At 67.9% G+C, this 23,475-nt stretch carries 16 protein-coding genes; 2 read left to right on the top strand and 14 right to left on the bottom strand.

The genetic code is table 11. The features are described from left to right. Positions 1 to 8: 8 nt before the first annotated feature. From IP91_RS04210 to IP91_RS04155, 12 genes are all read right to left on the bottom strand, one after another. Positions 9 to 932, bottom strand: a complete 924-nt coding sequence (locus IP91_RS04210) for a DNRLRE domain-containing protein (protein WP_145647494.1) — start codon at positions 930 to 932, stop codon at positions 9 to 11. Continuing rightward, the gene (locus IP91_RS04205) at positions 929 to 1,432 is read right to left on the bottom strand and encodes a prepilin-type N-terminal cleavage/methylation domain-containing protein (RefSeq protein ID WP_145647493.1); all 504 of its coding nucleotides are present in this window, start codon (positions 1,430 to 1,432) and stop codon (positions 929 to 931) included. The genes IP91_RS04210 and IP91_RS04205 overlap by 4 nt, the downstream gene beginning before the upstream one ends. After that, positions 1,429 to 1,821, bottom strand: a complete 393-nt coding sequence (locus IP91_RS04200) for a hypothetical protein (protein ID WP_145647492.1) — start codon at positions 1,819 to 1,821, stop codon at positions 1,429 to 1,431. The genes IP91_RS04205 and IP91_RS04200 overlap by 4 nt, the downstream gene beginning before the upstream one ends. 50 nt (positions 1,822 to 1,871) lie before the next feature. Further along, entirely contained in the window at positions 1,872 to 2,432 is a 561-nt protein-coding gene (locus IP91_RS04195; protein ID WP_145647491.1) for a pilus assembly FimT family protein, read from the bottom strand. A 15-nt stretch (positions 2,433 to 2,447) separates the two neighbouring features. Beyond that, positions 2,448 to 3,023: a prepilin-type N-terminal cleavage/methylation domain-containing protein gene (locus IP91_RS26685; protein ID WP_145647490.1), complete on the bottom strand. Its 576-nt coding sequence runs from the start codon at positions 3,021 to 3,023 to the stop codon at positions 2,448 to 2,450. A 138-nt stretch (positions 3,024 to 3,161) separates the two neighbouring features. Next, positions 3,162 to 4,280, bottom strand: coding sequence for a type II secretion system F family protein (locus tag IP91_RS04185; protein WP_145647489.1), 1,119 nt, complete (start codon positions 4,278 to 4,280; stop codon positions 3,162 to 3,164). 21 nt (positions 4,281 to 4,301) lie between these two features. Then, complete coding sequence (locus tag IP91_RS04180; protein WP_145647488.1) at positions 4,302 to 6,338, bottom strand: ATPase, T2SS/T4P/T4SS family; 2,037 nt, start codon at positions 6,336 to 6,338, stop codon at positions 4,302 to 4,304. Further along, positions 6,335 to 7,876, bottom strand: coding sequence for an HD-GYP domain-containing protein (locus tag IP91_RS04175; RefSeq protein WP_145647487.1), 1,542 nt, complete (start codon positions 7,874 to 7,876; stop codon positions 6,335 to 6,337). The genes IP91_RS04180 and IP91_RS04175 overlap by 4 nt, the downstream gene beginning before the upstream one ends. Beyond that, a complete protein-coding gene (locus IP91_RS04170; protein WP_145647486.1) occupies positions 7,866 to 8,294 on the bottom strand; it encodes a response regulator in 429 nt (142 codons plus the stop codon). Before IP91_RS04170 ends, IP91_RS04175 begins: the two co-directional genes overlap by 11 nt. After that, positions 8,291 to 10,111: a PAS domain-containing sensor histidine kinase gene (locus IP91_RS04165; protein ID WP_145647485.1), complete on the bottom strand. Its 1,821-nt coding sequence runs from the start codon at positions 10,109 to 10,111 to the stop codon at positions 8,291 to 8,293. The genes IP91_RS04170 and IP91_RS04165 overlap by 4 nt, the downstream gene beginning before the upstream one ends. A gap of 208 nt (positions 10,112 to 10,319) precedes the next feature. Further along, complete coding sequence (locus IP91_RS04160) at positions 10,320 to 12,317, bottom strand: LTA synthase family protein (protein ID WP_145647484.1); 1,998 nt, start codon at positions 12,315 to 12,317, stop codon at positions 10,320 to 10,322. Between the two features lie 166 nt (positions 12,318 to 12,483). Then, positions 12,484 to 13,401, bottom strand: a complete 918-nt coding sequence (locus IP91_RS04155) for a LysR family transcriptional regulator (protein WP_145647483.1) — start codon at positions 13,399 to 13,401, stop codon at positions 12,484 to 12,486. A 111-nt stretch (positions 13,402 to 13,512) separates the two neighbouring features. Between IP91_RS04155 and IP91_RS04150 the strand changes: the two genes are divergently transcribed. Continuing rightward, positions 13,513 to 14,199: an NAD(P)-dependent oxidoreductase gene (locus IP91_RS04150; RefSeq protein ID WP_145647482.1), complete on the top strand. Its 687-nt coding sequence runs from the start codon at positions 13,513 to 13,515 to the stop codon at positions 14,197 to 14,199. Positions 14,200 to 14,341: 142 nt separating this feature from the next. Next, positions 14,342 to 16,762 (top strand): PAS domain-containing protein, encoded by a 2,421-nt coding sequence (locus tag IP91_RS04145; protein ID WP_145647481.1) that lies wholly within the window; start codon positions 14,342 to 14,344, stop codon positions 16,760 to 16,762. Here IP91_RS04145 and IP91_RS04140 read toward each other — a convergent pair. Further along, positions 16,731 to 19,673 carry a glycosyl hydrolase family 95 catalytic domain-containing protein gene (locus tag IP91_RS04140; protein WP_145647480.1) on the bottom strand — a complete coding sequence of 981 codons (2,943 nt, stop codon included), beginning with the start codon at positions 19,671 to 19,673 and terminating at the stop codon, positions 16,731 to 16,733. The two genes, IP91_RS04145 and IP91_RS04140, sit on opposite strands and share 32 nt — an antisense overlap. Positions 19,674 to 19,684: 11 nt before the next feature. After that, a complete protein-coding gene (locus IP91_RS04135) occupies positions 19,685 to 23,446 on the bottom strand; it encodes a TonB-dependent receptor (RefSeq protein ID WP_145647479.1) in 3,762 nt (1,253 codons plus the stop codon). Positions 23,447 to 23,475 lie beyond the last annotated feature (29 nt).

Below are 23,475 nucleotides of genomic sequence, written 5' to 3'. Positions count from 1 at the left end.
TGTTGTTGTCAGCAGGCCTTGGCGCTGGTCACGCGCAGGATGGGCCGGTTCTTGGCGGCGGCGTCGCGGCTGTAGAACGATACCGACTGATTCGGCGTCACGAGGCGCAGCAGCATGCCGTAGTTGGCCAGGCGGCCCTTGTGCCATCCTTCGACGAGGCCCGTCACGTCCCAGGTATAGGTGCTGCCGCTGCCGACGCCCACCGTGTCGAAGGCGAGATTGCCCCAGTCGGTGCCGGTCCAGTAGGTCTTGTCGGTCGGGCTGGTCCAGCTGGCCTTCTGATCCCATGGCGTCATCATCCGCTGCACGGCGACCTGCCGCGTCACGGCGCCGGTGCCGTTCTGCGTCAGGATCAGATTCGCAGACAGCACCTGTGCATCGTTCTTCACATCGGTCGTTGCCCAGTACAGCAGGCCGTAGTACCGGTCCGACATGAGCGCGATATCGGTGCTGTCGGCGTAGATCTTGCTTTGCCAGTACGACTGCAGGACCGTGCCTGCGCCATTGTCGATCCAGGTGTCGATCACGTTGCCGCCCAGGTCCTTGGTCTCCGTCTTCGAGAAGTCGAAGACATTCGACTCGTTAACGCTGCGCGTGCGGATGGTATCGCCGTTGACCGTGCCGGTCGCCGTGATGTTCAGGCGTTTCGACGGCGCCTTCACGACCGCTGCCGAAAAGGTGCCGGTGCCCAGTGCCGTCAGGGGGATCGACGCGCTGGTGCAGCCGCCCACCTGGCTCGCCCACCGGGCGTTGGCGACGGCTGCGTCGGCGAGGTAGCCGGCGGCGCGGGCTTCGTATTCGTCCTGTACGGACAGGGCATCCGCGCCGGTGGCCCGGTTCATGCTGAAAGCCAGTGCGGCCATGGTGGCCAGCAGCAGCGCCACGACCAGCAGGATGGCGCCCGACTGCGGCCGGGGAACGATGGGCTTCATGCCGGAGCTCCCAGCCGCACGATGCGCGAGCGCGTGACCGTGCTGCCGTCCGGACCCTGCAGGGTCAGGTCGATGCGCAGCATGGGATAGCCGGCCACGACTTCGGGCACGGTGAGCTGGAATGCGGTCGCGTTGGCGGCGAGGATGCTGTCGACGGCGATGCCGCTGGTGATGTCGCGCTCGACCAGGCAAACGACGTTCCCGGCATTCGTGACCATCGGCTTGAGCAGGTAGCTGATTTTGCCGAACAGGCTTTCGGGTGCAATGGCCTGTCCCAGCTGCAAGGGATTGGGCAACGTGACGGCCGCGGCACGCTGGGCGATGCGGCTCAGGGCAAGGCGGGCGTCGGTGTTCACATCGAGCGTGGCGCGCACGGCCCGCGCGCCCTCCGTGCCGCTGCGCAGCATGTCGGCCAGCGGCAGGATCAGGATGGCCGCGATGGCGATCCCGGCCAGCAGTTCGGCCAGCGTGAAGCCGGCTTGCGCACGTTGGCGTCTCATCGGGCCACCAGGGTCGCGAGCGGAAAGCCGGCCGCGTTCGCATCGGCCACGCGCACGCCCACATACAGCAGGTAATCGCTGGCGTTCGCCGTGCCGAGCGTGCCGTTGGCGTTCCTGCCGTACCGGGCAATGAACACGCTGAGCGGAGGGCAGGCGGCGGTGGCGATTGTCGAATAGGACGACGGTATGGCGATATTGCCCGCGGCGGCGAACAGCCGGTCGTAGGGTTCGGCGACCACCGTCTCCATCAATCCGCTCACACAGTCGAGATCCCGCGCCGCCGTCGCCGTGTCGCCTGGCGCGGCAATGGCGCCGCGCAGCGCATCGGCGGCCGGAACCAGGAACACGGACAGCAGCAGCAGGGCAAACACCGCTTCGAGCAGCGTCATGCCGGCAGCCTTCCGGGACAGCGGACGGTGGAATATCGGTAACGACATGGTCAGATGGTGGTGACGCGGCCGGTGACGTCGAGGTTGATCGTGCGTTGCGCAGCGCCGCTGCCGACCCTCACGGCACCGGCCCGGAGCGCCTGTGTCAGGCCCGCTGGCCCCCCGCCAGTGCTGCGCACGGGATTGCCGGAAGCGTTGAACGCGACGGTGGTGGCGGTGGTGTTGTCGGCGAACGTAAAGCTGCAGTCGGCCATCGCCATGCCGCCGCCAGCCGGTACCGCATCGAGCGACACCGCATACGCCGTGCGGCTTCCAGGATGCAGCACCGGTGGATCCGTGACCTCGACGAAGTTCGGGCCGACGGCTTTCAGGCTGTAAAGCCGGATCCGGTTGGCCGCCTGTTCGCAGCTGAAGACCCGGTAGTCGCCCACCCGTATCGCCTCTTCACGGGCGAAGCGCAATGCCAGCACGACTTCACCGGCGGCCGCATCGGCGCGAAATTCCGCGACGGGCGCGGCGGCTGGCAGGGCCACCACCGCGGTAACCGACAGCACCGCGCAGACGGCCAGCATTTCGGCCAGCGTGTAGCCGCGCGAAGGGCGCCTATTCATGCCCGTTCGAACGAATCAGTGCAGGTTGTAGTTGCGAGCGTTCGGGTCGGCGAGATTGCTGTTCTTGATGAACTGGCCCGACATGGCGTCATATGCCCAGCCCGGCGTATCGGCTGTCGGCGCGATTGGAGCACCCGTTGCCGAGAAGGCCACCGCCGCGCTGTTGCTGACCGGTTCAGTCGGCACGCCCTGGCGCAGGTAGGGGCCGAAGCGGAAGGTCGCATTGGCGATCGAGCAGGTCTGGCCCGTGGCATTCGATGGCTGCGTCAGTTGCGCCGTCATCGCCAGCAGAGTGCCCGCGCCACCTGTGCCAGCAGTGCCAGTGCAGGCAGCGCCAGCACCCGTGGCAGCAGCGTTGCCCGGATAAGTGCCGCCGTGCTGTGCACGGTATTGTTCCAGCGAGTTGCGGACCGCAGTCAGGTTGGCATCCAGCGCTGCCTGCTGCGCGTCGACAGTGGAGGCGGTGAACTGCGGAATGGCAATGGCAGCCAGAATGGCCAGAATGATCACAACGATCAGCAATTCGATGAGCGTGAAGCCCGCCTGAATGGCGCGCTTGAAGGTCTTCGACGGATTTTGGGTCTTCGACATGATTTTCTCTTAGTGGTAAAAAGCCATCATTGATGACTTTATGGAAGGAATTTTTAAGTTCCACAGAGTAACACATTGAATTGCCCGCACGAATGACATTTTGCATTCGCATGCAAACTGTCGCGCGAAAAATACAGCTCAGTGCGCCTGGCTGGAAAGCTTGAAGATCGGCAGGATCAGGGAGCTGACAATCGTCCCCACCACCACGCCCATCACCATCAGCATCACGGGTTCGGCGAGCTTGGACAGGCGGGCCAGCTGGCGCGTCAGTTCGCGGTCATAGGAATCGGCAACGCGCGTCATCACGCGGCCCAGCGTGCCGGTGGCCTCGCCGGTGGCGATCATCTGGCGCACGGCGACAGGGATGAAATCGCCGTTCTGGAAGCCGATGGCGATACCCTTGCCTTCCGTGACATCCTTCTCCAGGTCGAGGATGAAGCGCTGCACATCGGCGTTCTGCACCACGGCGCGGCAGGCTTCCAGGGTGGCCAGGATCGTCACGCCCCGTTCCAGGGAGATGCCCATCACGCGCAGCAGGCGGGTGAGATAGATTTTCGCGAAGATCTCGCGCAGCACGGGTGCGCGCAGCTTCATCGTATCCAGCGCCGCCCGCGTTTCCGGGCGACGCAGCATCATCCAGCATGCACCGATGACTGCCGCGACAACCGCGCCGACGATCGCGCCATGCTGCGTGAGCAGGTTGCTGACCGCCAGCAGCGCGCGTGTCGTCATCGGCAGCTTCTCGTAGATCGACGCGAACATCACCGAGAACTTCGGGAACACGAAGATCAGGATGAACAGCACCACGGCCATCGAGAACGCCGTCAGGAACAGCGGGTAGGAGAGGGCGGAGACGAGTGTACTGCGCAGGCGCTCCTCCTTTTCGTCCATTTCCACCAGCTGGGCCAGCACCTCGGCCAGGAAGCCGCCCGCCTCGCTGGCCGCGACCAGGTTCACGTAGGTCACGGGGAAGAGCTCGTGCTTGCCCAGCGCGGTGGAGAAGCGCTCGCCGCCCATGATGTCGTCGGCCATCGCATTGATCATCGCCTTCAGTGCCGGCTGTTCGCTCTGCTGGTGCAGCGACTGCAGCGCCGCATGCAGCGGCACGCCCGTCTCCAGCAGCAGCGCCAGGCGTTCCGTGAACAGCACGCGTTCCTTCACCCCCAGGGGCTTGGCCGTGAGGGCGGCGCGCCAGCCGGCGCGCGCGGGCGCGGCAGTGGCGACGGCGGTATCGGGTTCGTCGAGTTCGAGCGGCATGGCGGCGTTGACGTAATCGAGTTACAGCGAGTGGACCACGCGGGCGATTTCTTCCGGCGTGGTGTGGCCGTCGAAGGCGCGCGCCATGCCGTCCGTGTACAGGTCGTGGTGGCCGGTGGAGGCCACGTGCGCCTGCAACTGGTCCTTGCTGGCATTCGCCACGATCATGCGCTGCAGGTCATGGCCCACTTCCAGCAGCTCGTAGATGCCCATGCGGCCCTTGTAGCCGGAGTCGTAGCAGGCCGGGCAGCCGCGGCCGCGCACCAGGCGCAGGTCGCCCTTGCCCTTGTATCGGTAGGCGAGCGCCGCTTCCGGCGTGGCCAGGTAGCTGGTGCGGCAGCCCTGGCAGACGCGCCGCACCAGCCGCTGCGCCATCACGCCGATCAGCGCGGACGACAGCAGGTAGGGCTCCACGCCCATCTCCACCAGGCGCGAGACGGCGCCGAGGGTGTCGTTGGTGTGCAGCGTGGTCAGCACCAGGTGACCGGTCAGCGCGGCCTGCACGGCGATTTCCGCCGTCTGGCGGTCGCGGATCTCGCCGATCATGATGATGTCCGGGTCCTGCCGCAGCACGTGCTTCAGGATCTTCGGGAACGTCAGCCCGATCGCATCATTGACCTGGTTCTGGTTGATGATGTCCAGCTGGTACTCGACCGGATCCTCGATCGTGACGATGTTCTTCTCGATGCTTTTCAGGTGGCTGATCGCCGCATACAGGCTGGTGGTCTTGCCGCTGCCGGTCGGCCCGGTCACGAGGATCAGGCCGTGGCTGCGGCCCAGCAGGCGCTTGAAGGCCGTCACGGCGCCGTCGTTCATGCCCAGCTTGTCCACGTCCAGGATCGACTGGTTCTTGTCGAGCACGCGCAGCACCACCTTCTCGCCGTAGATGCCCGGCAGCGAGGAGAAGCGCAGGTCGACCGTACGGCCCTGCGTGGCGACCTGGATGCGGCCATCCTGCGGCAGGCGGCGTTCGGCGATATCGAGATTGGCCATCACCTTCAGGCGCGACACGATGGCGGGATGCTGGTCCACCTTCGGCGACATCACCTCGTACAGGATGCCGTCGATGCGCAGGCGGATGCGGGCGCGGTTGCGCGAGATCTCGATGTGGATGTCGCTGGCGCTGTCGCGGATCGCGCGCTGGATCACCGCGTTGACCATGTTGATGACGGGGCTGGCGCCTGCCATCTCGTCGATCTGCGTGTAGTCGTCCGGGATGGTCGACTCGATCAGTTCCAGGTCGCTCACTTCCGTGTGCACGAAGTCCGGCATGGCGCCGCCGTACGCTTCGTCGGCCAGCTTGCGGATGTCAGCCGGCGGCGCCACGACCATGCGGATGCGGCAGCCCGTGCGGGTGCGGATCTCGTCGATGTTGTGGATCGCCTGCGGCTCGGCGCTGGCCACCGTCAGGGTGTCGCGCACCTGGAACAGGGGCAGCACGTTCAGGCGCCGCGCCACGTCCTTTTCCAGCACGGCCAGCGCGGCCGGGTCGTACAGGCCGGTGCGCAGGTGCGCGTACGGCAGGTTCAGCTGGTCGGCCAGCGCCTGGTACAGGGCCGCTTCCGTGATCCATTTGCGCTCGACGAGGATCACGCCCATGCGCTTGCCCGTCTGTTCCTGCAGGCGTGCCGCCTCGGCCACCCGTTCGGCGCTGGCGGCACCCCGCTCGACGAGGATGTCGCCCAGCTTGCTGCCCGGCTCGCGCACGCGCCGCACCGGCCCGCGCGCATCGAACAGCGGCAGTTCGTCCAGCAGCCCGGTGACGGTCAGGATCTCCTGCACCAGCGGGTTCGGATACGCCAGCTTCAGCCAGCCGCCCAGGCCTGCCAGGCGTTCGGCCATGTCCACCATCATGCCCAGCGCACGGCCGGACAGCAGCTGTACCTTGCCCAGGTCGACGACGATCGCCACCTGGTGCTGGCCGATGCATTCGTTCAGCGCCGCCTGCAGGGCCTGCACGGCTTCGTCGGCGACGAGCGACGTGACCGGCGCGAGATACGTCATCGCGCCGATGCGGCTGCGGGTGATCGTGTCCCCGCCGGCGGCGTCCATGGTCATGCGGCGGCGCTCTCCACCACCCGCAGTGGCATGGCATCGCGCTGGATGCCGAAGGCGGCGATCCAGTCGGGTTCCAGGCGGCACACCTGTTCGAACGCGGTGATCACGCCCGGATCGAGCTGCGTGCCGGCCACGCGGGCGATTTCCGCCATCGCCACCTCATGGCTGCGGCCGGCGCGGTAGGCGCGCGAGCTGGTGATGGAATCGTACGTGTCCGCCACCGCGATGATGCGCGCGTTGTACGGAATGTCGTTGCCCTCCAGGCCGTGCGGGTAGCCCGTGCCATCGTATTTCTCCTGGTGGTGGCGCGCGCCCGGCACGGCCCCTTTCAGGCGGTCGATGTGGCGCAGGATCTCGTAGCTGCGCTCCGGGTGCACCATGATGAAGGTGAACTCGTCGCGCGTCAGGCGGCCCGGCTTGCACAGCACCGCATCGGGAATGCCGATCTTGCCCACGTCATGCAGCAGCGAGCCCCAGAACAGGTTGTCCAGCTCGCGCGGCGGCAGGCGCAGCGCGCGGCCGATCTCCATCGAGATATGGTGCACGCGTTCCGAGTGGCCGCGGGTGTAGGGGTCCTTCGCTTCCACCGCCTCGATCAGCGCGGCAGCCATCTGCTCGTTGAACTTGCTGGTCTCGGCCAGCATGCTGTGCATGCGCGACAGGCTGGACAGGTGATTGGCCAGCACCTCGCCCAGCTTGCGGTCGCTGTTGGAGAAATCCTCCTTGTTTGCGTGGTTCAGCAGCACCAGGATCGCGACCACGGCCTTGTCCTGGAACACCGGGCAGCACAGGATCTTGAACGGCATGTCCGTGAAGATGTAGGCGCGGCGCGGGTCGTCCGGCTCGTTCATCACGATCGGCTGGCGCGAGGAATGGGAGAAGCGATACAGGTCGCCGCGCATCTCGACCAGCACTAGGTCCAGATTGTGGATCGGCGCGGAGAGGTTGGTGGCCGACACGCACAGGTTATCGCCCGGCTTGATGAAGGCGGCGACATCGGCGTTCATGTGCTCGGCCCAGCTCTCCAGCAGGTTGCCGAAGATGTCCTCGCCGCTCGTCATGTCCTGCACCTGGCGGTCGATCGCATACACCAGGTGCAGCTCTTCGTAGCGGTCCGACAGTTCGTCGGCCATGGCATTGAGTTCGCCCTGCGTGCGGCACTCTTCGCCGATCGCGGCGGCCACGTCTTCCAGCGCCTCGGCCAGCGCATCCCAGGCCAGCGTGGCGGAGGTCGACGCTTCCTGCGGCACCTGCACGGCCAGCCAGCCGATGCGCTGGCCCTTGGCCATCACCGGCATGTACAGCAGGATCGCATCGGCCGCGTCATGACGCTGCAGGCCTTCGCCATCCGCCGTCCACGCGAAGCCCGATGTGTTCAGGCCGGCGAGCCAGCCGCCCAGCGCCTCATGGCCGGGTGCGCTCCAGCAGGGCGCGCCGGCGGCGTCGCAGACGGCGAATGCGTAGTCCATGCCGGTGATGCGCTGCAGCCAGCGGGCATGGCGGGAAAATTCCAGGTTGACGAGGGGGTTAGGCGACATGGCGAGGCTCCGGCTGGTCCGCAGGCGCTGGCGCGGGGGCCAGGGCAAGGGCGGCAAAATGACGGGACAGCCGCGCCACCAGCTGGCGCGGACTGAGAGGTTTTTCAAGGAATTCGGTATTGGGCAGCTCGCGCGCCCAGTTGCGCTCGTCGAGCGCCGTCATCGACGTCATCACGAGGATCAGGAACGGGTGGTCCGGATAGGTGCGGCGCGCGGCCGGGCACAGTTCGCGGCCCGTCATGCCGTCCATCTGGATGTCGCTGATCAGTACATCGGGCAGGCGTTCGGCCATGCAGGCGAGGGCGGCATGGCCGTCGCTGGCGGTGGTGACGCTGTAGCCCTCGCGCTCCAGCGCCAGGCGCAGCACGCGCAGCACGTGCGGTTCGTCGTCGACGAGAAGGATGTGACGTTGGCTCATAGGACGGCGGCGCCGGCCAGGGCGGGCGCGCTCTTCAGGTGGATGGAGAAGGTGCTGCCGACACCGGGTTCGCTGTCGAGCACGATGCGGCCGTGGTGCAGCTCGACGATCTGCGCGGCCAGGTACAGGCCCAGGCCGTGGCCGCCGCGTGCCACCGGTGCACCGCTTTCGCTGACGCGGTAGAACTTCTCGAAGATGCGTTCGCGGTCGCCGGCGGCGATGCCGATGCCGGTGTCGCGCACGCTGATGACGATCTCGTGGCCCTCGTTGCGCGCGGCCAGCGTGACCGTGCCGCCGGTACGGTTGTACTTGATGGCGTTGGTCAGCAGGTTGTTCAGCGCGATGCGGAACAGGTCCTTGTCGATGGTGACGGCATCCAGGTCGCGCGGCAGGTCCAGGTCGATGCGCAGCTGCTTGCCTTCGGCGCGGGGCAGGGCCTGGTCGTAGGCGTCGCGCAGCATGTCGTCCAGCCGCACGCGGTTGCGTTCCGGGCTCATGCTGCCCGTATCGAGCTTCGACACGTTCAGCAGGTTGCCCACCAGCGCGTTCATGCGCTCGATCTCGTCCTGGATCACGTTCAGCGATTCCACGCGCAGGCTTTCGTCGTCGCTGTCGGCCAGCGTTTCGGCATACATGGCGATCACGTTCAGCGGCGACTTCAGTTCGTGCGACACGTGGGCCACGAAGTCGTTGCCGGCCTGGCGCGACAGGTGTTCGCGGGTCACGTCGCGCAGCACCACCAGGGTACCGAAGGACATGGCGCCCTGGCCGCCGCTGAGGGGCTGGGCGGTGGCGCACAGCTGGCGGCCATCCACGTTGACCGGCGCGAATTCGATCGTGTGCGGGCGGCCGCTGTCGCGCGCATCGCCGCTGTAGCGGGCCAGCAGGCCGCGCAGCGCCGTGTCGCGGCACCAGTTGTCCGTCGGCTGGTTCAGCAGCGTTTCCATCGGCACGCCCAGCAGCGGCTCCACCTTGCCGGAAGCGAAGGTCACGTTGCCGCCCGGGTCCAGCATCAGCAGGCCGTCCGGCAGCGACTGCAGCGCGGCGTTCAGCTTCTTGCTGCCATATTGGAGCAGGCGGTTGTCCGCCGTGGTATTGCGCGCGCCCACTTCCAGCTGGGCGATGCGGTCGCCGGCCTGCGCCAGGTAGGACTGCATGCCGCCGACCAGGTCGCGCATGTCGCCCGCTTCGCGCATGGCCGGCGTGTCGCCCGGCGCGGCCAGCTGGCGCAGCTGCGTGTGCAGCGCGGCCAGCGGTGCCATTTCGCGCTTGATGACGATATACAGGACCGGCACGACGAGGAACATCGCCAGCGCCAGCAGGGCCAGAAAGGACACGTCGCGGGCCAGCACGGCGTAGCGCGGCTGGTAGAAGCCCACGCGCACGAAGGCGGTGCCGGCGCTGCGGTCGGCCAGCGGACCATAGAACTCGCGCAGCGGCGGCATGCCGCCGGCGCCCGGCAGCTGGCGTTCGCCGGGGGCGGTGGCGGCGCCGGGTGGCAGTGCGAGGGACGACGGGATCACGCCGCGGCCGGCCACTTCGGCCAGTGCGTGGCCATCGGCGCCCGTGATGGTCGCATAGGCGAAATCGCCATCGTCATGGTAGGCCAGCAGGGCATTGAGCAGGCCGGCCGTCTTGCCGCCATCCTGCAGTGCGGGCACGGGAATGCCGCTCAGCGACTTGACGAGGCCCACGCCCTTGATGCGCACCTGCGTGGCCTTGCTGTCCTGCTGCCGCGCGATCAGCAGCGTGACGACGAGCGTGATGACGGCAAGGGCGCAGGCGATCAGGATGATGCCGATGCGGTTGAGCTTCATGGTTGGGGCGCCAGGCGGCTGGCGATGTTCTGGAAAGGGGACGGAATGCCACTATACTGGCCGAGTTGCAATACGGCAAATTAAATTGCTTCAATCGTGCGCAGGGTATGCATGCGGATGCAATAAACCCACACAACGTGGCCGAACCGGCAACTATCTGGTTGAATCGGCAAGCTTGAAGAACAGGCCAGCCTGGGCCGGCCTGCGCTTATCTGCTTTGCTGATAGCGCTGCTCGCGGTACAGCAGCGATGGGAGGATCACGTGCGCCATGGCGCGATCCACGCTGGCCGGCGCGGGCGGGGAATCGAGCAGGTCCAGGGTGCCGTCGGCGGCATCGTAGCGGCCGGCCACGGCCGGCTGGCCGGGACGCAGGATCGTGGCGCCACTGTCATCGAGCCAGGCGAAGTAATTGTCGAACTGGAGGAGGGCGCGGCCCGGTGACGTACTGTCGCGCGCCAGGTCGCGGCCGATCATCGGGTGCGTGCTGGAGACGCCCATCAGCGACAGCAGCGTGGGCGCCAGGTCGATCTGGCTGGCGATGGTGGCGATGCGCTTCGGTGCGATGTCGGCACCCAGGATCAGGCCGGGGATGTGGAATTTGTTGATCGGCACGAGCGAGTCGCCGTACACGCGGTTGTCGTGGTCGGCCACGATCAGGAACACGGTGTCCTTCCAGTAGTCCTGCTGTTTGGCTTCGCGGATGAATTTGCCGAGCGCAAAATCGGCGTACTTGACGGCGTTGTTCACCGTCTGCTTGGCGGGATCATGCAGGGCGATTTTCCCGTCCGGGAATTCGAACGGTTCGTGGTTCGACGAGGTGAACACGAGGCTGAAGAACGGCTTGTTCTGCGCGTGCAGGTGCTTGAGCCGCACCAGCGCCGTATCGAACAGGTCTTCGTCGGAAGCGCCCCAGCTGCCCTCGAACTTCGGCTGCATCTTGCTGCGGTCGACCACGTTCTGGAAGCCGTTCCCCGTGAAGAAGCTGCGCATATTGTCGAAGTGCGCTTCGCCGCCGTACACGAACTCGGTCTGGTAGCCCTGCCTGCCCAGACCCGCGGCCAGCGTGTAGAAATTCTGCTGCGCCAGCGACAGCTTCACCACGCTGCGCGCGGGCGTGGGCGCATAGCCGGCCACCACGGCCTCGATGCCGCGCACCGAGCGCGTGCCCGTCGCGTACAGGTTGTCGAACCACCAGCCTTCGCCCTTGAGCTTTTCCAGCTCCGGCGTGACCGGCAGGCCGCCCAGCGACTTGACGAAGGTGGCGCCCAGGCTTTCTTCCAGCACGATCACCAGGTTCAGCGGACGCTCGCGCGTGACCACGGCCTGCTGGTGGTGCAGGGTGGGCAGTTCCTGCGACGGGAACTGGTAGCCCTGCAGCCAGGCCGCCGCCTTCACTTCGGGCAGCACCTTCGCGCGCGGGAACTTGCCGTAGATCTCGGAGGAGTTGGCCTCCTTGCGCATCGAGCTGATCGCATCGAGCACGGACCAGGCGGAGTTGATGATCAGCGAATTGACCATCGCATCGCCGCTCAGTGCGAACAGGGCCGGATTGGCGGGGCGGTGGTCCGTGGTGGAGCGGATCTGCAGCGCCACCAGGAACAGCAGCACGGGCCAGGTCAGCAGCAGCTTTTTCGCCGGCCACGGGCGCACGTCCTGCGTGGCATTGCGGAAGAAGCGGTGCAGCAGGACGGCCAGCGCGATCGAACAGGCGATCGTGACGAGCAGCGCGAAGCGGTAGCCGTTCCACAGCGTGCCGAACACCTCGGCCGGGTAGGACAGGTATTCCACGAACAGCCGGTTCGGCCGCACGTCGTACTGCAGGATGAACTGCGGCGAGGCCAGTTCCATGAAACCGATGAACAGCAGCGCCGCGACCGACCACCAGCCGGTGCCGCGCACCCACAGCCGGGATGTGCGGTGCCAGAGCAGCATCGGTGCCAGTGCCAGCGGAATGATCAGGAAGTAGCCAAGCAGGATCAGGTCGGCCCGCACGCCCTGCACGAACACGGCGCCCGTGATGCCGGCGGCCAGCACGCGCTCGTGCTGCCACGCGACCAGCGCCAGGCGGGACAGCGACAGCAGCACGAGGCCGGTGCCCAGGAGGTACAGCAGGTTCAGGTAGGGACCGGCCCAGGGGGCGCAGAGCGCAGGGCGGCGCGTGGCAGCAGGGGGCTGGCCGGTCGTGAGTACTGCGGAGGGAATCATGTCGTCCTGTCGTGATCGTTGCGCGTATCGTTGGCGCAGGCGCGCTGCCGCAATCGTGCGGGCGCACGTTGCCAAGGCAGGATACGGCAATGCAAGTGACGCGTACGTTAATTGGCGGTTAAGTCGGCGTTAATTGACACTGCGTGGCCACGAACGGGCGGAAAAGCTACACTCCGCCGCGGCCGGCAATCCCGGCAAAATAGTCCTGCAGCGCCGCGGCGGCCACGCGCACCTTGGCCGGCTCGCCGTCGCGGCGCGGCGTGAGCAGCGCGACCGGCAGCGGCACGAAGCGCCAGTCCGGCAGCAGGCGCACCAGCCGCCCGGCTTCGAGGGCGGGGTGCACGTCGATGTCCGCCAGCCTGGCGATGCCGGCACCGCCTTCGCACATCTGCTGCAGGGCGAGGTGGTTGTTGCTGGCGATCCGCACGGGAACGTCGACGTGGGCGCGTTCGCCCGAGCCATGCTGCAGCGGGAGAGGCAGCGTGGTTGCCCCGTCGCCGACATCGCGCACCGACGCGATCCAGTGATGCGCCGCCAGGTCGGCGGGCGCCGCGGGCATGCCGAAGCGCCGCAGGTAATCCGGGGCGGCGCACAGGATGATCTCCAGCGCCGTCAGCGGCCGTGCCACCCAGGTCGAATCGGCCAGGCGGCCCACGCGGATGGCGATGTCGATGCGCGCGTCGATCAGGTCGATCAGCGCATCGTCGAACAGCAGCCGCAGGTTCAGCCCCGGCCACTGCGCCAGCACGGGCGCCAGCGCCTGAGCCAGGTGGCCGGCAAAGCCCACCGGCGCGGCGATGCGCAGCTCGCCAGCCGGCGCATCGCGCGCCACCACCAGCGATGCCGCGGCCGCGTTGGCCGCCTCCAGCAGCCGCAGGCAGTGCGGCAGGCAGCGCGCGCCCGCTTCGGTCAGCGCCAGCTTGCGGGTCGAACGGTGGAGGAGGGTCACGCCCGTTTGCCGTTCCAGCGCGCGGATGGTCTGGCTCACGGCCGACGGCGTCATGCCCAGGCGCCGCGCGGCGGCACTCATCGAACCGGCCAGCACGGTTTCGGCCAGCACGGCATAGGGGCGGTAATCCTGCATGGTCTCTCCTGATCTGTTAGTGACACTTCAAGGTATTGGCGATTCTAGCCCGCTTATGCGTGCGGTCCGAAACGGTTATCGTGTCTCTTTCATCACAACAAGGGAGTCACCATGAACATCGCACTGATCGGCGCCACCGGTTTCGTCGGCAAGGCCGTCCTCGCCGAACTGCTGCAGCGGGGCCACCGCGTGACGGCGCTGTCCCGCAGGCCCGGTTTGCAGCAGCCCGATTTGCAGCAGCCCGGTTTGCAGCAGCGCGATGGCGTCACGCCCGTCGCTGTCGATGCCTACGATGCGCAGGCCGTCGCCAGCGCCGTGCGCGGCCACGATGCCGTCATCTCCGCCTTCAACCCGGGCTGGAACGAGCCGGACCTGTATGACAAGTTCATCGCCGGCAGCACCGCCATCGAGGCCGGCGTGGCCGCCGGCGGCGTGCGGCGCCTGCTGGTGGTCGGCGGTGCCGGCAGCCTGTTCGTGGCGCCGGGCGTGCAGCTGGTCGACACGCCGCAGTTCCTCGACCACGTGCCGCCGAACATCGCGCCCGGTGCCCGCGCCGCCCGCGATGCACTGGCCACGCTGCGCACCAACACGCAGCTGGACTGGACCTTCCTCAGCCCGCCGGCCATGCTGGCGCCGGGCGAACGCAGCGGCGCGTATCGCGTCGGCGGCGAGGATCTGCTGATGAACGGCGATGCGCCGGCCGGCATCTCGGTGGCCGACCTGGCGGTGGCGATCGTCGACGAAATCGAGCAGCCGCGGCACGTGCGGGCGCGCTTCACGGTGGCCGGCAAGTTGTAGGACGGCGGACCGGGGCGGGGGCCGGGGCGGCATGGCTGTTGCCGCCGCCGTGACTGCCTGGGCGGCTATAAAGCCGCAACTTTCTCCCGCGAAACCCGCAGATTCAGTAAAATCGGGTTTTCAAACCTGATCCAGGCCACCGGTGAACGACCCGCACGCGCTTTTCGCCTTCTCCCGCAACGGCGGGGCCACCGGTGCCCGTCTCCGCGCACAGGACTGGTCTTCCCACCCGCTCGGTCCCGTCGAAGGCTGGCCGGCGGCGCTGCGCACCACGCTCGGCATCGTGCTCGGTTCGGCCTTCCCCACCTTCATGACATGGGGCCCCGGCCACCACCTGTTCCACAACGATGCCTACCTGCCGATGCTGGGCCGCAAGGCCGGCCTGCCGCTGGGCCGGCCGTATGCCGAGGTGTGGGACGAAGTGTGGAGCGACCTGGCACCCTACGTGGACAAGGTGATGCAGGGCGAATCGTTCTTCTTCGAAAACTACGCCACCACGCTGGACCGCCACGGCCAGCCCGACCGGGCCTACTTCACGTTCTCCTTCAGTCCCCTGCACGATGCCGAACACGCGGGCGTGAAAGGGCTGCTGTGCACCGTCATCGAAGTGACCGACAAGGTGCTGGCGCTGGCGCGCCACAAGGAGGCCGAGGAACGGCTGGCCCTGTCGCTGGAAGCCTCCGGCAATATCGGCACCTGGTCGTATGACCTGGAGACGGGCGCCACCCACGTCGATGAACGCTTCGCGCGCCTGTTCCAGGTCGATGCCGCGCTGGCCCGCAGCGGCACCGAGCTGGCGCGCTTCACCGGCATGATCCATCCGGACGACCGGGGCGCGATCCTCGCGGCGATCGATCATGCGATCGCCACCGAAACCCTGTACGACGTCGAGTACCGCATCCCGCAGCGCACCGGGCGCGACGCCTGGGTGAATGCGCGTGGCAAGGTGTTCCGCGATGTCGACACGGGCCGGCGCCGCTTTGCCGGCGTGGCCGTGGACATCACCGACCGCAAGTGCGCCGAGCAGCGCCGCATCGACAGCGAGCAGATGGCGGCCGCCGCGTCCCGGCGCGCCGAGGAAAGCACGCGGCGGCTGGACGTGCTGCTCGATGCCGCGCCGGTCGGCATCATCTACGTGGACATGACGGGCAAGCTGCTGATCGCGAACGCCTTCAACCGCAGCATCTGGGGCGAGCACCCGGCGCCCGGCGCGGTGGATCAATATGCGGAGTGGAAGGGCTGGTGGCTCGACGAATCGGGCCAGCCGGGCAAGCGCGTGGGGCCCCACGAATGGCCGATCGCACGCGTGCTGCGTGGCGAGGAGGCGGCCGGCTGCGTGGCCGAGATCGAGCCGTTCGGCATGCCGGGCGTGCGCCGCTCGATCCTCGTGCAGGCGGCCGTGATCCGCAACGAGGCGGGCGAACCGATCGGCGGCGTGGCGGCCAATATCGAGATCACGGCGCAGGTGGCGGCGGAACGGGCGATGAAGGACAGCGAGACGCGCTTCCGCCTGATTGCCAACAACATCCCCCAGATCGTCTGGGCCGCCGACGCGGCGGGCGAGAACGACTACGTCAACAACCGCTGGTACGAGTACACGGGGGTGCCGGCCAGCCACCGCGCCGACGAGGATTTCCGCCCGCTGGTGCACCGCGACGACCTGCCGCTGCTGGAAGAGCGCTGGCGGCACTGCATCGCCACCGGCACGCAGCTGGAACTGGAGCACCGGCTGCGCCATCGCTCCGGCCAGTTCCGCTGGGTGCTGAACCGCGCCATGCCGGCCCTCGACAGCGCCGGCCGGCCCACGCGCTGGCTTGGCACGCTGACCGATATCCATGACAAGAAGACGGGCGAGGAGGCGCTGCGCCAGGAATCGCGCCGCAAGGACGACTTCCTGGCGATGCTGGCGCACGAGCTGCGCAACCCGCTGGCGCCGATCGCCAGCGCCGCGCACATGCTGGCGCTGGGCCTGCTCAATCCCGACCGCGCGCGCCAGTCCAGCGAAGTGATCGTGCGGCAGGTGGCCCACATGAAGAGCCTGGTGGACGACCTGCTCGACGTGTCGCGCGTGACGCGCGGCCTGGTGCAGCTCGATCTCGGCGAGGTCGATCTTGCCGGCGTGCTGGCCAGCGCGATCGAACAGGTGCGCCCGCTGGTCGACGCGCGCGGCCACGCGCTGCATCTGGAAACGGACTATGTGAATCCGACCGTGCGCGGCGACCGGGTGCGGCTGGTGCAGATCGTGGCAAACCTGCTGGCCAATGCGGCCAAGTACACGCCGCCGGGCGGGATCATCGCGCTGTCGGTCGGCGTCCTGCCGGGGCGCGTGACGATCGGCGTGCGCGACAACGGCATCGGCATCGGGCCCGAGGTGCTGCCCCATGTGTTCGGGCTGTTCACGCAGGCCGAGCGCACGCCGGACCGGTCGCAGGGCGGCCTGGGGCTGGGACTGGCGCTGGTACAGAGCCTCGTGCAGCTGCATGGCGGCACGGTCAGCGCGGCCAGCGCCGGCGCGGGGCAGGGCAGCACGTTTACCGTGACGTTGCCGGCGCTTGCCAGGTAAATTCCTCGCCAGCCGGCATTGACCGCTCGCGCGTCTCGCCCCGGTACCGCACCCTGAGCGGATTGCCGGCCAGCGAGCGCACGCTGGCCGACGTCAACGCCCCGTCCCGCCACGCGATATCGACCTCGAAGCCGCCCCGCGCGCGCAGGCCTTTCACCGCGCCGTTGCGCCAGGCCTTCGGCAGCGCGGGCAGCAGCTCCACGAAGCCGCGGTGCGACTGCACCAGCATCTCGGCAAACGCCGCGGTGCCGGCGAAATTGCCGTCGATCTGGAACGGCGGCGGGTGGGCATCGAACATGTTCGGGAACGTGCCGCCGTTGCCGTCCTTCGGCGGGCCGATCAGCGTCGCCAGCATGCCGTAGGCCCGGTCGCCGTCGCCGGTGCGGGCCCACAGGTTGCCCTTCCAGGCCAGCGACCAGCCCGTGCCTCCGGTGCCCCGCGCGAGCAGCGAGTGCTTCGCGGCCGCGTACACGGCAGGGTCGCCATCGGGCGTGATGTCCGCGCCGGGGAACAGCCCGTGCAGATGCGAGTTGTGCTTGTGCCGGTCATGCTCGCCATCGATATCCTGCAGCCATTCCTGCAGCTGGCCGTAGCGGCCCACCTGATAAGGCGCGAGGCGGGCGCGCGTGGCCAGTACCGTCTTGCGGAACTCCGCGTCGATGCCGAGGATTTCGGCCGCCTGCGCCGTCTGCCGGAACAGGTCGCGCAGGATCGACATGTCCATCGTCGGTCCCGCCACCAGGCCGCCGTGTTCGGGCGACATCGATGGCGCCGTGACGAGCCAGCCGTGCACGGGTTCAGCGACCAGCGTATCGAGGAAGAATTCCGCGGCGCCCTTCAGGATCGGATACGCATCGGCCAGGAACCGGCGGTCGCCGGAGAACTGGTAATGCTCCCACAGGTTGGCCGTCAGCCACGCGCCGCCGGTGGGCCACATGCCGACGGCCGCATCGATCGGCGCGGTGGCGCGCCAGATATCCGTGTTGTGGTGCGTGACCCAGCCGCGCGCGCGGTACATGACGGACGCGGTGCGGCGCCCCGTCACGGCGATGTCGCGGATCAGCTGGAACAGCGGCTCGGCGCATTCCGCCAGGTTCGTGACCTCGGCCGGCCAGTAGTTTTCCTGCGTGTTGATGTTGATGGTGTACTTGCCGCCCCAGGCCGCCGTCAGCGCGTCGTTCCAGATGCCTTGCAGGTTGGCCGGCTGGGTGCCGGGCCGCGAGGACGAGATCAGCAGGTAGCGGCCGAACTGGAAGTACTGCGCGGCCAGTGCGAGGTCGCCCCCGTCGAAGGTACGGATGCGTTCATCGGTGGGCAGCGACGCCGCCGGCGTGCTGCCCAGGTCGAGCGACACCCGCCGGAACAGCTGGCGGTAATCGGCCACGTGCCGGTCGCGCAGCGCGGCATACGCCTTGCCGCTGGCGCCGGAGAGGTCGCGGGCCACGCGGGCTTCCGGGTCGCCGCTCACATCCTGGTAGTTGACGAAGTTCGTGCCCGCCGCCACCAGCAGCGTGACGGCATCGGCCCGGTCGACGGCAACGGCGCCGCCATCGGCCCGCACGCTGCCGCCTTCGTTCAGCACCTTCACGCGTGACCGGTAGCGGATCGCACCGGGCTTGCCATTGAACGGGCTGCCCGTGCCGGACAGGGTCAGCTCGCCATGGTCGACCGCGATGACGGCATCGTCGAACGGCGTGGCCAGCGACGCGCGGAACGAGATGCTGCGCGGCCTGTCCGCGGCGAGGCGCACCACGACGACGCCGTCCGGCGCGCTGGAAAAGACTTCGCGCGTGTACGTCACGCCGTCGTGGCGGTAGACGGTGGTGGCGACGGCGCTGTCCAGATCGAGCGAGCGGCGGTAACCGCTCACGGCGCCGCGCACGTGCGGGAAATCGAGCAGCAGGCTGCCCAGCGTCTGGTAATTGCTCATGCGCAGGGGCCGGCCCATCGCCGATTTCAGCGTCAGTGCTTCCGCCTCCTTCTGCTTGCCGGCAAACAGCAGCTGCCGGATCGGCCCCATCGCATCGGCCGCGTCCGGGTTGGCCGGATCGTAGGGCGCGCCGGACCAGATGGTGTCCTCGTTGAGCTGGATGCGTTCCTGCGCCACGCCGCCGAACACGGTGCCGCCCAGCCGGCCGTTGCCGAACGGGAGGGATTCGAGCCATTCGCGCGCGGGGCGGGGATACCATAGCGTCAACCCATTGGCCGGCGCACCGGCGGCAGGGCGGATGGCGGCCGGCACCGTCAGGGCCGTGCGCCCCAGCGACGAGGGGATGTCGCCGCGGCCGGACGGGAAGCGCCACGCGTCGAGCTGCCCGGCCGGCGCGGTGCCACCGGCGGCCAGGCCGGCGACTTCATCACCCTTGAGTGCGCGGCCATACACGGCGAGATAGCCGATGCTGCCGGCGAAGCGCCGCTGGCCAGCCAGGTCGGCCCCCACGCGCAGCGGCGTGTAGGAACCGATCATGTCGATCTTGCGCTTCGGGTCCACCGGCAGGCTGGCATCGAGCTTGCCATCGACGTACAGGGCCACGGTCTTCTCGCGCGCGTCGAACGCGGCAAGCAGGTGCGTGGACCGGTCCGTGCGCAGCGGCGCCGTGGTGACGAGGGAACGCCCGCCGGTCGCCGCCATGCGCACCGCGCCGCCGGCCGCCATTTCCAGCCGCACGCCGTGCTGGGTCCCCGGCGTCATGCGCTCGACGATGACGGCGCCTTCCGCCGCGCCGGCCGCCGGCTGCAGCCGCAGTTCGAGGCTGATCGCATCGGACGAGCTGCGCGGCCCCAGGTCCGCCTCCAGCACCGGCGTGCCGGCGTCGAAGACCCGACCTTCCGCCACTGCTGCCGCGCCGGCATGCAGCGCCGGTGCGAACAGCGCGACGGCTACCCATCTTCCAAACCAGTGTTTTCGCATGAATCGTCCGTTTACAAGGTACGGAACTGCACGCCGAGCATGATGCGCCGCCCGGCATAGGCATAGTCCAGCAGGTTCGGCACGCCATTGCCGAGCGGCGCGTACTGCGCCTGGCTGTTCGACGTTGTGGCGTTGCCGATATTGCGGCCCTCGATGAAGAACTCCACGTCCGGCCGCCATTTCCAGCCCAGCTTCGCATCGACGAAGCGGGTGGCATCCTTGAAGTTCGGCGAGCCGGGCGAATAGATCAGTGGCGTGGAGTTGTTCACGTTCGCGCCCTGGGCCGGGTAGTTGATCAGCTCGCGGGGCGTCTGGCCGCACGGCGAGATGCAGGTGAACCAGCTGGCCGCCCCCTGCAGCGCCACGCGGGCCGACAGCCGGCCATCGTCATACCACAGCGCCACGTTGTACTGCGATTCCGATTCGCGCGTCGGCGGCAGCGGCGTGCCCGTCAGCAGGTCGACGATCGCCGCCGTCACGTTCTTCGAGCGCACCTTCGTGTAGTTGGCATCGAAGCCCGTGTTCTTCAGCAGGCCGGGCAGGAAGGTGAACGCCGTCTTGGTGCTGAACTCCAGGCCCTTGCGGGTGGAGACGGGGCCGTTCACGTAGGTGGAGTAGTTGAACGGCAGGTCCGACAGCTTCACGCCGGTCTGCGGATCGACCAGTTCGGAACCGGCGAACAGCTGGCCGCCGCTCACGCCTTCCGTGATGAACTGGCCCACCTTGCCCTTCTGGAGGAAGTAGGCGAGGCTCACCATCGTGTCGCGGTTCGGGTAGTACTCGAGCGACAGGTTGTGGTTGACGTTCTTGCGCGCCTTCAGGGCCGGATTGCCGATCACGCCGTTGCAGCGCTGCGTGCCGTCCGCGTCCAGGTCCGCCGAGCGTTCGTCGTACACGCAGGTGCTGGCCGGCAGCAGCTGGGCGATGGGCGGGCGCGCCACCGTCTTCGCCACGCTGTAGCGCAGCACCAGTTCATCCGGCCGCAGCCAGGTGGCCAGGTTCAGGCTGGGCAGGATGTCCGTCGTCTGCGCATCGACGGCCGTGTTCTGCACGATCGAGGACTGTACGTAGCCGCCCGAATTGGTGGGATCCTCCGGGTTGTAGGCGGCCGTCTTCGAGTACGACGTGAACGTCATCGTGCCGGTGCCGCTGACGCGGCTGCGCACGTAGCGCACGCCCACGTTGCCGTCGAGTTCCAGGCCGAACGGCAGCGCGCGCTCCGTGAACGGCACGTGGTCCAGGCCGAAATCCGTCATCAGGTAGAACGCGTCGATGCGTTCCTTCAGCTTGTTCACTGGCTGGTCGTACACATTGCCATCGGTCGCCGTGCATGTCTTCACGCAGTCCCAGTTGCGGCCCGTGAAACCGGCCAGCTCCACCGCCTTGGCGATATCGATGCCCATCCAGTTCTGCGGCAGGATGCCGGGGCGGCCGCTGGCGCCGTTGAAGTACGAGGTGCCGGTGGCCGGCTTCGTGAGGGTCTGGGCGATGAAATTCTGGAAGTCCTGCGGCGTGAGCACCAGGTTGTTGTCACGGCCGCTGCGCGGGTCGGACGACGGCGTGAAGCCGTACCTGCAGGCGTCGCCGCCGGGCGCCAGCGAGCCGGCCGTGTTCTGGCAGCCCTCGATGCGGTTGTCCAGCCGCGCCTGCGGCAGGTACACGCCGGGCACGTAGCCGGCCTGGCCGTAGGTGCCGACCGGCGCCTTCACCATGCGGTCGCCGGCGCCGCCTTCCCACGAGTTGCTGAAGCTGTCGCGCAGGCTGAAGCCGGACTTGATGCGCTTTAAGAAGGGAATGCTGTCCGGCGTGTTGTACGTGACGTCCAGCTTGGCCGTGCGCTCGCCCGTTTCGCGGATCTGCGGCAGCCACAGGATGCCGGTGGCCGTGGTGCGCAGCGGCTGCTGGGCCGCCGTGTAGTTGGGGCGGAACACGGTGTTCGTGTTGCCCAGCGCGGCGCCGCCCACGGTGCGGGGGAACAGCGCCGCATAGCCGGCGGGATCGGCCTGGTTGACGCCGGACGGGAAGGTGAAGCCCCACAGGCCGCTCGGGTCCAGCGAGAACGTGGTCGGTCCCGTGTTCAGCGTGTAGCTCATGCGCTGCTGCACGCGGCGGAAATCCGACTGGGCATCGGCCACGAAGAATTCCGCCGTCAGGCCGCCGTCCTTGTAGGTGCCGCCCGACTGCAGGTAGCGCGTGATCGTGCGGGCGAATTCCAGCGTCTGGTCCGGGATGGCCTGGCCATCGGACACGGTGAACTGCGTCAGGTGGTGGCTGTCGTCCACGCGCACCGAGGCGGGATCGACGTTCGTCACGGCACCGGCGATGGGGTAGTTGTTCGACCGGGTCGAATACGTGTAGGGATTGCTGTAGGTGTAGAAGCCGGAACCCGGTACGGCCTGGCGCACGCCGCTCGTGTCGCTCGACACGGTGCCCGTGTAGCCGGGCGTGATGAGAGGATTGGGCAGCTGGTTCGGGTTCTTCACGAGGCCCAGCTGGTAGGTCATCTGCTCGATGCGGTTGACGCGGCGGTTGAAGCTGCCCTTGGCGTACACGGTCAGCTTGCTGTTCACCTTGAAGTCGGCGCGCAGGTCCAGGTTGTCCTTCTGCTCGTGCTCCTTCTTCATGAAGTAGCGCACGTTCGATGGCGTGTAGTCGTTCCACTGGCCCAGGCAGGTCATCAGCTCGTTGCCGCGCTGCGCCAGCGCGGCGCCACGGCTGGCGGTGGGGATCTGCGCCAGCTGCGCATCGGTGAAATTCGGGAACAGGTTGGCGCAGTCCTGCTTCGTCTGCGCACCGGCCGACTTGGTGACGAGCGACAGCGGTGACTCGGAGTTCAGGAAGCTGTTGCCGCCGATCGGCGTGCGCACCAGCGGCGTCGTCGCCAGCAGGTCGTTCGAGGCGACGGTCGACGGCAGGAACGTGAAGGTTTTCTCCGGCGAGTTGTCGAAGTCCAGCAGCCGGTAGTAGCCCTGCTGCGCCGTCTGCGACACCTGCATCGAGTGCGCCTCGTTGTTCAGCGTGCTGTGCGACGCGTTCATCATCAGGCCCAGGCGGCCATCGAGGTATTTGTTCGCCACGATCAGGTTGGCGTCCGGCGTCCATTTGCGGTCCAGCGAGTTCTGGCTGCCGCCCACGCGCAGCGAGGCGAACGGCTTCTTGAAGTCGAGGCCCGTGCGGGTCTTGATGACGATGCCGCCGCCGAGGGCGCCTTCCGTCATGTCGGCCGTCGAGCCCTTGACGACGTCGACGCTCTTGATCAGGTCCGCGGACAGCTGGCGGAATTCCGTGCCGCGGCTGTTCGCGCCGCCCGTGCCGCCCTGGTCGGTGCCGCTGGCCGAGTTGACGCTCTGGCCGTCCAGCTCCACGCGCGTCAGGTCGGCGCTGTTGCCGCGCACGGAGACGGTCACGCCTTCGCCGAAATCGCCGCGGTCCAGCACGATGCCGGCCATGCGCGAGATGGCCTCGCCCACGTTCCGGTCCGGCAGCGAGCCCACGTCCTCGGCCACGATGGAATCCATCGCGGTGGCCGCGTTCTTCTTGCGCTCGATGCCGGACTGCTGCGAGGCGCGCGTGGCCACCACTTCCACGCGCGTGACGGGCATGGCGTTGTCGTCCGGCGCCGTCTGCGCCACCGGCGTCTGGCTCTGCGGCTGTGACGTCTGCGCCAGCGCGGCGTTGCCGGCGGCCAGGGCGGCCAGGGCCAGCGAGACGGCCTGGCTGGTGCGTTTCAGTGGCAGGCGGCGTGCGCGCGCCAGCGGGAGGTCAGCATTCATGTGTCTTCTCCATTCTCTGTGTGGTGTCG

The sequence above is a fragment of the Pseudoduganella lurida genome, from assembly GCF_007830455.1.
Lineage (GTDB): Bacteria > Pseudomonadota > Gammaproteobacteria > Burkholderiales > Burkholderiaceae_D > Rugamonas > Rugamonas lurida.
The sequence above is the reverse complement of the archived record's forward strand: the minus strand, read 5'-3'. Positions and strand labels throughout refer to the sequence as shown.

Excerpts from the sequence above, each read along its gene's own strand:
- IP91_RS04200 (WP_145647492.1), bottom strand. The coding sequence starts at position 1,821 with ATGACGCTGCTCGAAGCGGTGTTTGCCCTGCTGCTGCTGTCCGTGTTC.
- IP91_RS04140 (WP_145647480.1), bottom strand. The coding sequence starts at position 19,673 with ATGCGAAAACACTGGTTTGGAAGATGGGTAGCCGTCGCGCTGTTCGCA.
- IP91_RS04210 (WP_145647494.1), bottom strand. The coding sequence starts at position 932 with ATGAAGCCCATCGTTCCCCGGCCGCAGTCGGGCGCCATCCTGCTGGTC.
- IP91_RS04135 (WP_145647479.1), bottom strand. The coding sequence starts at position 23,446 with ATGAATGCTGACCTCCCGCTGGCGCGCGCACGCCGCCTGCCACTGAAA.
- IP91_RS04160 (WP_145647484.1), bottom strand. The coding sequence starts at position 12,317 with ATGATTCCCTCCGCAGTACTCACGACCGGCCAGCCCCCTGCTGCCACG.
- IP91_RS04180 (WP_145647488.1), bottom strand. The coding sequence starts at position 6,338 with ATGACCATGGACGCCGCCGGCGGGGACACGATCACCCGCAGCCGCATC.
- IP91_RS04175 (WP_145647487.1), bottom strand. The coding sequence starts at position 7,876 with ATGTCGCCTAACCCCCTCGTCAACCTGGAATTTTCCCGCCATGCCCGC.
- IP91_RS04185 (WP_145647489.1), bottom strand. The coding sequence starts at position 4,280 with ATGCCGCTCGAACTCGACGAACCCGATACCGCCGTCGCCACTGCCGCG.
- IP91_RS04155 (WP_145647483.1), bottom strand. The coding sequence starts at position 13,401 with ATGCAGGATTACCGCCCCTATGCCGTGCTGGCCGAAACCGTGCTGGCC.
- IP91_RS26685 (WP_145647490.1), bottom strand. The coding sequence starts at position 3,023 with ATGTCGAAGACCCAAAATCCGTCGAAGACCTTCAAGCGCGCCATTCAG.
- IP91_RS04165 (WP_145647485.1), bottom strand. The coding sequence starts at position 10,111 with ATGAAGCTCAACCGCATCGGCATCATCCTGATCGCCTGCGCCCTTGCC.
- IP91_RS04170 (WP_145647486.1), bottom strand. The coding sequence starts at position 8,294 with ATGAGCCAACGTCACATCCTTCTCGTCGACGACGAACCGCACGTGCTG.
- IP91_RS04205 (WP_145647493.1), bottom strand. The coding sequence starts at position 1,432 with ATGAGACGCCAACGTGCGCAAGCCGGCTTCACGCTGGCCGAACTGCTG.
- IP91_RS04150 (WP_145647482.1), top strand. The coding sequence starts at position 13,513 with ATGAACATCGCACTGATCGGCGCCACCGGTTTCGTCGGCAAGGCCGTC.
- IP91_RS04195 (WP_145647491.1), bottom strand. The coding sequence starts at position 2,432 with ATGAATAGGCGCCCTTCGCGCGGCTACACGCTGGCCGAAATGCTGGCC.